This window comes from Delftia sp. WSY_12, assembly GCF_043104645.1.
In the GTDB taxonomy this organism is placed as follows: domain Bacteria; phylum Pseudomonadota; class Gammaproteobacteria; order Burkholderiales; family Burkholderiaceae_C; genus Comamonas; species Comamonas tsuruhatensis.
Window position 1 is genome coordinate 37,649 of record NZ_JBICKW010000057.1, and the last position, 10,876, is coordinate 48,524.

At 66.6% G+C, this 10,876-nt stretch carries 9 protein-coding genes; 2 read left to right on the forward strand and 7 right to left on the reverse strand.

Going from position 1 to position 10,876, the window contains the following annotated elements; all coding sequences use genetic code 11:
• Position 1: 1 nt before the first annotated feature.
• Positions 2-925 (reverse strand): LysR substrate-binding domain-containing protein, encoded by a 924-nt coding sequence (locus ACF8LI_RS24905; protein ID WP_133072239.1) that lies wholly within the window; start codon positions 923-925, stop codon positions 2-4.
• 140 nt (positions 926-1,065) lie between these two features.
• Here ACF8LI_RS24905 and ACF8LI_RS24910 point away from each other — a divergent pair, with 140 nt between their 5' ends.
• Both ACF8LI_RS24910 and ACF8LI_RS24915 read left to right on the forward strand, forming a co-directional pair.
• Complete coding sequence (locus ACF8LI_RS24910; RefSeq protein ID WP_392413492.1) at positions 1,066-2,058, forward strand: tripartite tricarboxylate transporter substrate binding protein BugE; 993 nt, start codon at positions 1,066-1,068, stop codon at positions 2,056-2,058.
• The gene (locus ACF8LI_RS24915) at positions 2,058-2,963 is read left to right on the forward strand and encodes an N-formylglutamate amidohydrolase (protein ID WP_133072238.1); all 906 of its coding nucleotides are present in this window, start codon (positions 2,058-2,060) and stop codon (positions 2,961-2,963) included. The genes ACF8LI_RS24910 and ACF8LI_RS24915 overlap by 1 nt, the downstream gene beginning before the upstream one ends.
• On the opposite strand, the gene ACF8LI_RS24920 is transcribed toward ACF8LI_RS24915, so the two are convergent.
• From ACF8LI_RS24920 to ugpB, 6 genes are all read right to left on the reverse strand, one after another.
• A complete protein-coding gene (locus tag ACF8LI_RS24920) occupies positions 2,960-5,386 on the reverse strand; it encodes a DUF3772 domain-containing protein (RefSeq protein ID WP_392413490.1) in 2,427 nt (808 codons plus the stop codon). The genes ACF8LI_RS24915 and ACF8LI_RS24920 overlap by 4 nt on opposite strands.
• A gap of 150 nt (positions 5,387-5,536) precedes the next feature.
• Positions 5,537-6,301, reverse strand: a complete 765-nt coding sequence (gene ugpQ / locus ACF8LI_RS24925; protein ID WP_016445664.1) for a glycerophosphodiester phosphodiesterase — start codon at positions 6,299-6,301, stop codon at positions 5,537-5,539.
• 90 nt (positions 6,302-6,391) lie between these two features.
• Positions 6,392-7,402, reverse strand: coding sequence for a sn-glycerol-3-phosphate ABC transporter ATP-binding protein UgpC (gene ugpC / locus ACF8LI_RS24930; protein ID WP_034364052.1), 1,011 nt, complete (start codon positions 7,400-7,402; stop codon positions 6,392-6,394).
• Between the two features lie 86 nt (positions 7,403-7,488).
• Complete coding sequence (gene ugpE / locus ACF8LI_RS24935; RefSeq protein WP_016445666.1) at positions 7,489-8,337, reverse strand: sn-glycerol-3-phosphate ABC transporter permease UgpE; 849 nt, start codon at positions 8,335-8,337, stop codon at positions 7,489-7,491.
• A 2-nt stretch (positions 8,338-8,339) separates the two neighbouring features.
• Positions 8,340-9,221, reverse strand: coding sequence for a sn-glycerol-3-phosphate ABC transporter permease UgpA (gene ugpA, locus ACF8LI_RS24940; protein WP_016445667.1), 882 nt, complete (start codon positions 9,219-9,221; stop codon positions 8,340-8,342).
• A gap of 123 nt (positions 9,222-9,344) precedes the next feature.
• Positions 9,345-10,649, reverse strand: a complete 1,305-nt coding sequence (gene ugpB / locus ACF8LI_RS24945) for a sn-glycerol-3-phosphate ABC transporter substrate-binding protein UgpB (RefSeq protein ID WP_012207263.1) — start codon at positions 10,647-10,649, stop codon at positions 9,345-9,347.
• Positions 10,650-10,876: the final 227 nt, after the last annotated feature.

A 10,876-nucleotide genomic window follows, 5' to 3' on the forward strand; every position in this document is an offset into this window, starting at 1 on the left:
ATCAAGGGACTGAGACTGCGGCTGGAGGCACGGCGCCCGGCGCGGCCTGCTCCAGCAGCCATTCGCGGAACTGCGCAAAGGCTTCGGAAGGTGCCCGCGTGGCGGGACGGCACAGAAAGTAGCCGCGTTCGATGTGGACGGGCGCAGGCAAGGCAAGGGCCACGCGGCCGGCGGCCAGGTCTTCCTCGACCAGGCAGCGCTGCACCAGGGCCACGCCCATGCCGGCGGCCACGGCCTGTACCAGCAGGGCCACCAGCTCGAAATCGGCTGCCGGTGCGGGGCAGGGTCCGGGCAGGTTCAGATGGGACATCCAGCGGGCCCAGTTGCCCGGATAGTTGGTGTGGAACAGCAGCGGGCGTGCTAGCACGTCCCGGGGGCTGCGGATGGGCCGCGGGCCCTGCAGTTCTCTCGGATGGCAGATGGGCACCAGATCGCGGCCCACCACATAGTCGGCCACCACATGGGCGGGCCAGGGCTCGCTGCCCACGCGCAGCCAGCCGTCTATCTCGGCGGCCGACAGCGGATCGTCGCGCCGATAGGGCGCGAACGACAGGGCGATGCCCGGATGCAGGGCGTTGAAGTGCGGCAGGCGCGGAATCAGCCAATGGCTGAACAGCGTGGGCACCACCGACAGCCGCAGTTGCGGGCCGAAGTGGCGCCTGCGTGCGGCCGCGGATGCCGATTCGATGGCGTGTACGGCGGGCTCCACGGCCTGCAGATATTCGCGGCCGGCTTCGGTCAGCACGCTGCGCCGGCCCTGGCGCTCGAACAGCGCAAAGCCCAAGTGCTCTTCCAGCCGGGCGATGGCGCGGCTGATGCCGCCCTGGGTGACATACAGCTCCCGGGCCGCCAGCGAATAGCTGCCCAGGCGCGCCGCCGCCGCGAAGGCGTGCAGCTCGGAAAGCGAGGGGGAGTGCATGCGCATGACGGGCGCAATTATGACGGTTGGTCATGGTTGCTTGCCGTCTTGTCTCTTTTCGCGGATGCGGCGGCTGTCCAGAATCAGCGCCTGTCCCGCAGAGCCCGTGCTTTGCCGCCACCCCCAACCAAGATAGGAAACATCCCATGGCAATGCGCCGCACCCTGTTGTCCAGCCTGGCCGCCTGCGCCGCCACCGCTCTTCTGGCTCCCGCCGCTTGGGCCCAGGGCCCGGCGGCCGACTATCCCAGCCGTCCGATCCGCCTGGTCGTGCCGTTCGGAGCCGGTGGCTCCACCGACATGGTGGCGCGCCTGCTGGCCGAGAAGATGAGCGTGATCCTCGGCAAGTCCGTGGTGGTGGACAACCGCGGCGGGGCCGGCGGCTCCATCGGCGCTTCCGAAATCGCGCGTGCCGCGCCGGACGGCTACACCATCGGCATGGCCACGGTGAGCACGCACGGCTCCAACCCGGCGATCTTCCGCAAGCTGCCCTATGACCCGATCAAGGACTTCGCGCCCATCACCAATGTGATGTCGGTGCCCAGCGTATTCGTGGTCAACGCCAGCGTGCCCGCCAAGACCATGAAGGAGTTCATCGCCCTGGCCAAGGCCAATCCGGGCAAGTACAGCTTTGCCTCGCCGGGCACGGGTTCGCTGGGCCACGCCAATATCGAGAACTTCATGAACCTGGCGGGCATCGACCTGCTGCACATCCCCTACAAGGGCGCGGGCCAGGCCATCACCGATGCGCTGGGCGGCCAGGTCAATGCCATGACGGACAACCTGCCCTCCACGCTGCCCCACATCAAGGACGGCAAGCTGCGACCTCTGGCGGTGCTGGCCTTCAAGCGCACCGATGTGCTGCCCGACGTGCCCACGTACACCGAGCTGGGCTTTGCGCAGATGGGCGATGGCGGCTGGTTCGGCCTGGTTGCGCCGGCCGGCACGCCGCGCCCCATCATCGACAAGCTCAATGCCGCCGCGCACAAGGCCATGGCCATGCCTGACTACCTGGAAAAGCAAAAATCCATCTCGGGCGAATCCATGGGCAACACGCCCGAGGAATTCGCCAAGCAGATCAAGGCCGCCATCGAGCGCTACACGGCCGTGGCCAAGCGCGCCAACATCAAGCTCGACTGATGGACCGCATGGCACAGTCGGATTTCCTGCGCCCCCGGCCGGACACCCCGGTCGTGGTGCATCCCGCAATGGGCGAGGCGCTGCCCATCGTCTGCGACTCGCCGCACAGCGGCACCTCCTATCCCGAGGATTTCGGCCATGCCGTGCCCATGTCCCTGCTGCGCCGTGGCGAGGACACGCATGTGGCCGCGCTCTGGGACCGGTGGCCCGCGCATGGCGCGACGCTGATCGAGGCCACCTTTCCGCGCACCTACATCGACCCCAACCGCAGCGAGGCCGACCTGGACCCGGCCCAGATCGACGGCCAGTGGCCCGTGCCCCTGGCGCCCAGCGTCAAGACGCGCCAGGGCCTGGGCCTGATCTGGCAGCGCATCAGCCGCGACGGCGTGGCAACGCCGCTGTATGACCGTCCGCGCACGGTGGCCGAGGTGGAGCACCGCATCGCGCGCTACTGGCGCCCCTACCATGCGGCGCTGGCGCAGGCCATCGATGGCAGCGTGCAGCGCTTTGGCGGCGTCTGGCACCTGAACCTGCACTCCATGCCCAACGATGTCTACAAGCGCCTGGGCCGTACCGACGCGCCGCCGCTGGCCGACTTCGTGCTGGGCGACCGCGACGGCACGACCTGCGCGCCCGAGTTCATCCAGTTGGTGGGCGAGACGTTGGCGGGCTTTGGCTATAGCGTGGCCTACAACGAGCCCTACAAGGGCGTGGAGCTGATCGGGCGCATAGGCCAGCCGCACCTGGGCCGGCACAGCCTGCAGATCGAGATCCGCCGCCCGGTCTACATGGACGAGGACACGCGCGAGCCCAATGCGGGATTCGAGCCTCTGCGCGGCCATCTGCGTGAGCTGATGGCCGTGGTCGCAGCGCATGTGCGATCGGAAATGGCAAGGCGCGGCTAGGCCGGGCTGGCCGGATCACCGGGCATGGTCGGCGTGCCCGGCGTGCCCGGCGGACCTGTCACCACGGGTGCCGCCACCGAGGTGGTGGCCGGTGGCGACAGGTACAGGCCTGCGCCCTTGAGCGAGGCCAGGATGCTGAACAGCACATCGCTGCGCACGCCACCCGCATTGCGCGGATTGCCCACGTAGCCGATGGCCAGGAAGGTCAGCGTGCCGTTGGCAATGCCTTCTAGCTGCACCAAAGGCTCGGGCGTGTCCAGGATGCCTTCATGCGCGCGAAAGGCTTCCAGGATCAGGGTGCGCATGCGCTCGGCATCGGTGTCCAGCGGTGCGGGAAGGCGCAGCAGCACCCGCCCGGGCGCGCCGGCCAGCGTCATGTTGCGCACGGTCTTGGTGATGAATTCCGAGTTGGGCACGATGACGGTGGAGCGGTCGCCCAGCTGGATCTCGGTCGCGCGCACGTTGACGCGGCGCACGTCGCCCTCGGTATCGCCCAGCACCACCCAGTCGCCCACCTTGACGGGCCGCTCGGCCAGCAGGATCAGGCCCGAGATGAAGTTCTGCACGATGGCCTGCAGGCCGAAACCAATGCCCACCGACAGCGCGCTGGCCACCCAGGCGATGCGCTCCACGCTGATGCCCAGCCCCGCCAGCGCCACGGCCACCACGAAGATGCCGCCCACATAGCCCAGCAGCGTGGTGATGGAGCTGCGCATGCCAGGCTCCAGCGAGGTGTTGGGGAAGTAGCGGTCCGTCAGCCAGCGCTTGATCACGCGGATCACGATCAGGCCCGTGACGATCACGGCGAATGCGGTGAACAGGGCCTGCGGCGCCATGGTGAAGTCGCCCACCTTGAGGCTGTGATTGACCGTGCTGCCACGGCGGAACACCTCGTCGGGCCCCGTGCCCAGCGGGGCCAGCAGGGCGATCACCATGTAGAACAGCAGGGCCACGCGCAACAGTCCCGAGACCAGGACCGAGGCCTGGTCCAGCAGCCGGCCCTCGATGCCCAGGCCCTGGTTCAGCCGGGTGCCGAAGCTGCCCTTGGACGACAGAAGGGCCTCGCACAGATCGTCGCCCAGCTGGAACAGCAGGTAGGTGGTGGCAAAGACCACGCCGGTCCACACCATCTGGCGTGCCAGCGTGCCGGCCAGCGCCACATAGCCGGTCACGGCCAGCGCAATGGTGGCGATGCTGGCCACCGCCGCGCAGGCCACGAGCAGTCCCACCCACAAGGGCCGGGGCGGCGCGGGCTCCGCCTGGGCGCCGTCTTCCTGCGCCACTGGCGCCGGCGCGCGCAGATGCCGCAGGGCCAGCATGACCACGGCCGAAATCAGCAGGGCCGACAGGGCGTGCACCGTGACCTCGGCGGCCAGGCTGGCGCCGATGATGGCGTTGACCTCGGTCACCAGGCCGTTGATCGCGGCACCTGCCGCAATCCACCAGGGATAGGGGCTGAGCCGCTCGGCCAGCTCGTCCGACACGCCGGGCAGGCGCCATGAGCTGCGCTTGCGCGACAGCAGGGTCTGGCCCAGCGACACCACGAAGGCGCCGAACAGCGTGACCTGCACGCTGGCCTTGGCCAGCGCGTCCAGCGATTCGCTGAAGCCATCGCCGGCCTTGAGCACGCTCCAGGCCAGCTGCGCCGCCAGGCCGATCAGCAGCGTGTTGATCACCACCGTGGCTGCCGCGCGCAGCGAGCGGCGCAGGCGGCCGCTGGGCAGGCGTGCGGGCGCGGCGCGCACCAGCAGGCGCTCGGCCAGCCAGGGGCCGAGCAGGGCGATCAGCAAGGCAGCGGCCAGGCTGGCGATAAAGCCGCCCCGGCGATCGGAGGCCAAGGTGGAGCTCACCGATTGGCGCAGCTCGCGCCCCAGCCCCTGCAGGCGCGCGGCGTCCAGGGGCGCGGCGGTGCTCAGATTGCGCCAGAAGGGGCGGCCCAGCGGTGAATCGGTGCGGGCCGTCAGCGCGGCCTGGAATTGTTCGCGGCGCTGGCGTATCAGCTCGTTGCCGCGCTGGTCGGCATCGACCGACACCAGCCGCGCGAGTTTGAGTTCGGAATCCACGGCACTGCGTTGCTTGGCCAGGCTGGCGCGCTGCTCGGCCACATCGGGCGCATCGGCGGGGGCGCCTTTTTCGGGCGCCGGTCCCAGGCCGGCCAGGCGCGAATCGATATCGGCCAGTTCCTCGGTGCGGCGGGCCGCCACCTGGTCGGCTGCCGTGCCAATGGCTGCAGCCTCGTCCAGCAGCTTGCGGCCGTCATCGTCCTCGGCCAGCTTGCGGGGAATGGCGTCCAGCTGCTTGCGCAGATCGTCTACGCTGGGAAGGGCGGGCCGGCCGTCTTCTGCGGTCGCGCCCGCGGCTGTGGCGCCGTCCTGGGCCTGGGCCGGGCCGGGTGCAGACAGGAGCAGCATCGCCAGAGCCATCAGCCAGATGGCCAGGCATGGGCGAAGGGCCTGTGCCCACGTGGGGCGCTGCGGAAGAGGGCTGCAGGGCGGTGTCATGGACGCACATTGTGCGGCGGGCCGCTGCAGCGGTTGTTTCCAAAGGTCCGGCCCCGCCAGCCGGCAGCCGTCTCAGCGCGATGCGGGACTGAACATATCGACACGGTCGGTGATGACGCCGTCCGTGCCCAGGTCGATCAGGCGCTGTGCGGCCCATTCGTCGTTGACCGTGTAGCTGCTGCAGCGCAGGCCCGCGCCATGCACCTTGGCGACCAGGGCTGCATCCCACAGCGCGTGGTTGAGCACCATGGCTGCGCAGCCCAATTCCAGCGCGGTGCGTAGGTCGGCGTCGCCCGTGGCGTCTGCCAGCCTGTCCACCAGCAGGCCGCGCGGAATGTGGGGCGCCGTGTCGCGTGCGCCCTTGAGGGCATCGGTCTTGAACGAGGTGAACAGCGGCGGGACCCGGTCCTGGGGCCAGATGCGGTTCATCAGCTCGCCCGTGGCGCGGCCCGTGGCCTCTTCCTGGCCCGGCGTGGGCTTGATCTCCACGTTCAGGAAAAAGTGGTTGGCCAGGCACCAGCGCGCCAGGGCTTCCAGCGTGGGCAGGGCCTCGCCCGCATATGCGCGCGAGTGCCAGCTGCCGGCGTCGAGCTGGGCGATCTCGCCCATGGACAGGTCGCCACCCGTGCCGTGGCCGTTGGTGGTGCGCTCCAGCGTGGCGTCGTGCATCAGGAACAGCACGCCGTCGGCAGACAGCTTGGCATCGCACTCGAACATGCGATAGCCGTGCGCGGCGCCCAGGCGGAAAGCGGCCATGGTGTTTTCGGGCGCCAGCTTGCCGGCGCCACGGTGGGCCACCCACAGGGGGTAGGGCCAGGATTTCAGGTTCTCGGTCATGGCGAGTCCGTCAAAAGAAGGGAGCTTGGATGGAAAAAGAGAGCCTCTGGGGCTCTCTTGGAAAAGGTCGGAGAGCCGGCCTTCAGGGGATCAGATCCGCTTGCCGCTTTCTGCGTCGAACCAGTGCAGGCGACGCTCTTCGGAAGGACGCACGCGCATGGTCTCGCCGGACTTGGGGAAGGGCGCGCCTTCGTCGATGCGTACCGTCATCGTCTCGCCATTGAGCGAACCATAGACCAGGCGCTCGGCGCCCAGCATTTCCACGGTGTCCACCTTGATTTCCCAGCCGCCTTCGTTGACGACGACCAGGTGCTCGGGGCGGATGCCCAGGATGCGGCCGGTCGTGCCGCCGGGCGCGTTCTTGAGCAGGTTCATCGGGGGCGAGCCGATGAAGCTGGCCACGAAGGTGGAGGCGGGCGTGTGGTAGACCTCTTCGGGCGTGCCGAACTGCTCCATCACGCCGCCGTTCATGACGATCATGCGCTGGGCCAGGGTCATGGCCTCGACCTGGTCGTGGGTCACGAACAGGCTGGTGATGCCCAGCTCGGCGTGCAGCTTCTGGATCTCGATGCGGGTCTGGCCGCGCAGCTTGGCGTCCAGGTTGGACAGCGGCTCGTCGAACAGGAAGACCTTGGGCTGGCGCACGATGGCACGGCCCATGGCCACGCGCTGGCGCTGGCCGCCCGACAGCTGGCGCGGCTTGCGGTCCAGCAGGTGCGACAGCTCCAGGATCTTGGCGGCCTTGTCCACGCGGCGCTTGATCTCCTCGGGCGGCACCTTGGCGATCTTCAGGCCGTAGGCCATGTTCTCGTAGTTCGACATATGCGGGTACAGCGCATAGTTCTGGAACACCATGGCGATGTCGCGCTTGGCCGGTTCCACGTCGTTGACGACCTTGTCGCCGATCAGCAGCTGGCCGTCGGAGATCTCTTCCAGGCCCGCCACCATGCGCAGCAGGGTGGACTTGCCGCAGCCCGAAGGGCCGACGATGACGACGAACTCGCCGTCCTGGATTTCGGCGTTGACGCCGTGCAGTACCTGGTTGGCCGACGGGCCGTGGCCGTAGCGCTTGATCAGGTTGCGAAAGGAAATGGATGCCATACGAAGATTCTGGTTGAGTCGCAGAGCGAAGGGCGCTGGCGCTTGCTCTGCGGGGTTCTATACGGTGGGTGGGGGCGGTGGACGGCTTACTTTTCGGTGTCCACCAGGCCCTTGACGAACCAGCGCTGCATCAGGATCACCACGGCAGCGGGCGGCAGCATGGCCAGCAGGGCCGTCGCCATCACCACGTTCCAGTCGTTGCCGGTATCGCCGCTGGCCACCATGCGCTTGATGCCGATGACCACGGGGTACATGTCTTCCGAGGTGGTCACGAGCAGCGGCCACAGGTACTGGTTCCAGCCGTAGATGAACTGGATCACGAACAGCGCCGCGATCGAGGTCTTGGACAGCGGCACCAGCACATCCTTGAAGAAGCGCATGGGGCCGGCGCCATCGATGCGGGCGGCCTCCACCAGCTCGTCCGGCACCGTCAGGAAGAACTGGCGGAACAGGAAGGTGGCCGTGGCCGAGGCGATCAGCGGAATCGTCAGGCCGGCGTAGCTGTTGAGCATGCCCAGCGTGGAGACGACTTCGTAGGTGGGGCCGATGCGCACTTCCACGGGCAGCATCAGGGTCACGAAGATCAGCCAGAAGCAGATCTTCTTGAACGGGAAGCGGAAGTACACCAGTGCGAAGGCCGACAGCAGCGAGATCGCGATCTTGCCCACGGTGATCACCATGGCCGAGACGAAGCTGATCCACATCATGCGTGCCACGGGCGCGCTGGAGCCAGGGCCCGAGCCGCCGAACAGCGCGGCCTTGTAGGTTTCCCAGAAGTTGCTGCCGGGCACCAGGGGCATGGGCACCTGGATGATGTCCTGCGGCGTGTGCGTGGAGGCCACGAAGGCCAGGTACAGCGGAAAGCCGACAATCAACACGCCCAGCACCATGATCAGGTGCGAGAAAAAGGTCAGAAGAGGACTGCGTTCAACCATGATCAGTACTGCACTTTCTTCTCAACATAGCGGAACTGGATCACGGTGAGTGCAACCACGATCACCATCAGCACGACGGATTGGGCGGCCGAGCCGCTCATGTCCATGGCCTTGAAGCCATCGTGATAGACCTTGTAGACCAGGATGGAGGTGTCCTGGCCCGGACCGCCCTGGGTCGTGGCGTCCACGATGCCGAAGGTGTCGAAGAAGGCATAGACCACGTTCATCACCAGCAGGAAGAACGTGGTGGGCGACAGCAGCGGGAACTGGATGTCCCAGAAGCGGCGCATGGGGCCCGCGCCGTCGATGGCGGCGGCCTCGATCAGCGACTTGGGGATGGACTGCAGGCCCGCAAGGAAGAACAGGAAGTTGTAGGAGATCTGCTTCCAGATCGCGGCGATGACGATGAGCGTCATGGCGTTGCCGGAGTTCAGCAGGTGGTTCCAGTCATAGCCGATCATGCGCAGCGCATAGGCCACGACGCCGATGGACGGCGAGAACATGAACACCCACAGCACGCCTGCCACGGCGGGCGCCACCGCATAGGGCAGCAGCAAGGCGGTCTTGTAGGCGAGCGCACCCTTGATCACGCGGTCCGCAAAAATGGCCAGCATCAGCGACAGCGCGATGCCGAACACCGCCACCAGCAGGGAAAAGATGGCCGTGGTCTTGAACGAGGCCAGGTAGGCAGGGTCATCCAGCAGATGCTGGAAGTTGGCGAAGCCCACCCATTCGGTGGAAAAGCCAAACGTATCCTGCGCCTGGAAAGACTGCACGATGGCCTGGCCTGCGGGCCAGAAAAAGAAGACCAGCACGATGACCATCTGTGGTGCTATCAGCAGCCACGGCAGCCAGGCGGATCGAAAAAGAACGCGTTTTTCCATGACGGAACTCGGTAGAACAAAACAGCCCGCAAACCGGATGGCCGTGGGGCCGCCGGTTGCGGGCCTGTGATGCACGGTGCGGGCTGCCTGCGCAGCGGCCACGCCGCAGATCACATGGGAGGATTACTTGTTGGCCCGGGCGAAGCGGCCCAGTTGCTCGTTGCCACGGGTGACAGCGGTGTCCAGTGCCTGCTGGGGAGTCTTCTTGCCGGTCCAGATCTGTTCGGTTTCCTCATCGATGATGGTGCGGATCTGAACGAAGTTGCCCAGGCGGATGCCGCGCGACTTGTCGGTGGTCTTGCGGATCATCTGCGTCACGGCGGTGTCGGTGCCGGGATGCTTTTCGTAGAAGCCCGAAGCCTCGGTCAGCTTGTACGCAGCGGTGGTCACGGGCAGGTAGCCGGTGCGCTGGTGGCTGGCGGCCTGGATCTTGGTGTTGTTCAGGAAGTTGAAGAAGTCAGCCACGCCCTTGTAGCGTTCGGCGCTCTTGCCAGCCATCACCCACAGGGAAGCACCGCCGATGGCCGTGTTCTGGGGGGCGCCCTTCACATCGGCGTAGTAGGGCAGCTGCGACTGGCCGAAGGCGAACTTGCCTTCCTTGACCACGCGGGCGTACAGGCCGGAGGAGCCCGTGATCATCGCGCACTCGCCGGAAGCGAAGGCGGCGTCGGGCACGTTGCCGCGGCCCTTGTAGACGAAGCTGCCGTCCTTGGCGGCCTTGGCCAGGTTCTCGAAGTGCTTGACGTGCAGCGGCGAGTTGAACACCAGCTTGGCATCGGTGCCGTCAAAGCCGTTGTTCTTGGTCGCGTACAGGGTGTTGTGCCACAGCGAGAAGCTCTCCAGCTGGGTCCAGCTCATCCAGCTCGTGGTCAGTGCGCAGCGGTGGCCCGAGGCCTTGAGCTTTTCAGCGGCGGCGAACACTTCGGGCCAGGTCTTGGGCGGCTTGTTCTCGTCCAGGCCCGCCTTCTTGAAGGCGTCCTTGTTGTAGTAGAAGATGGTGGTCGAGCTGTTGAGCGGGTAGCTCATCATCTGGCCGTTGGGGGCGGTGTAGTAGCCGGCCACGGCGGAGATGTACTCGCCCTGGTCGAACTTGAAGCCGCCGTCGTTCATGACCTTGGTGACCGGAACCACGGCACCCTTGGAGGCCATCATGGTGGCCGTGCCCACTTCGAAGACCTGCAGGATGTCAGGTGCATTGCCGGCGCGGAACGCGGCGATGGCAGCTGTCATGGACTCGTCATACTGGCCCTTGTAGGTCGGCACGATCTTGTACTGGGTCTGGCTGGCGTTGTACTCCTTGGCCAGGTCGTTCACCCAGTCGCCCAGGGCCGCGCTCATCGAGTGCCACCACTGGATTTCGGTTTGGGCTTGTGCCGAGATGGTGGTGGCCGCGATCGCGGCCGCCATGGCCAGTTGCTTCAGTTGCATGAGGACTCCTCTAGTTCGGTGACGGTTTCAGACCGCTGCCACGGTAAGGCAGGGGCATGACATGTCTGTGTCATTGTTTTCGGATGCTTCTTACCGCACTACAGGCCAAACCCGGTGAGCCGCTGGTCCCGTATGTCAGTCGTGTGACAAAAAATGACACGCGAAGCGGCGCTATTTTAGGTCAATACCATTTCGTTTCAAAAGCACGGGTTGTTCGTATTGGCTCG

Excerpts from the sequence above, each read along its gene's own strand:
- ugpA (WP_016445667.1), bottom strand. The coding sequence starts at position 9,221 with ATGGAAAAACGCGTTCTTTTTCGATCCGCCTGGCTGCCGTGGCTGCTG.
- ACF8LI_RS24905 (WP_133072239.1), bottom strand. The coding sequence starts at position 925 with ATGCGCATGCACTCCCCCTCGCTTTCCGAGCTGCACGCCTTCGCGGCG.
- ugpB (WP_012207263.1), bottom strand. The coding sequence starts at position 10,649 with ATGCAACTGAAGCAACTGGCCATGGCGGCCGCGATCGCGGCCACCACC.
- ACF8LI_RS24915 (WP_133072238.1), top strand. The coding sequence starts at position 2,058 with ATGGACCGCATGGCACAGTCGGATTTCCTGCGCCCCCGGCCGGACACC.
- ugpE (WP_016445666.1), bottom strand. The coding sequence starts at position 8,337 with ATGGTTGAACGCAGTCCTCTTCTGACCTTTTTCTCGCACCTGATCATG.
- ugpQ (WP_016445664.1), bottom strand. The coding sequence starts at position 6,301 with ATGACCGAGAACCTGAAATCCTGGCCCTACCCCCTGTGGGTGGCCCAC.
- ugpC (WP_034364052.1), bottom strand. The coding sequence starts at position 7,402 with ATGGCATCCATTTCCTTTCGCAACCTGATCAAGCGCTACGGCCACGGC.
- ACF8LI_RS24920 (WP_392413490.1), bottom strand. The coding sequence starts at position 5,386 with ATGGCTCTGGCGATGCTGCTCCTGTCTGCACCCGGCCCGGCCCAGGCC.
- ACF8LI_RS24910 (WP_392413492.1), top strand. The coding sequence starts at position 1,066 with ATGGCAATGCGCCGCACCCTGTTGTCCAGCCTGGCCGCCTGCGCCGCC.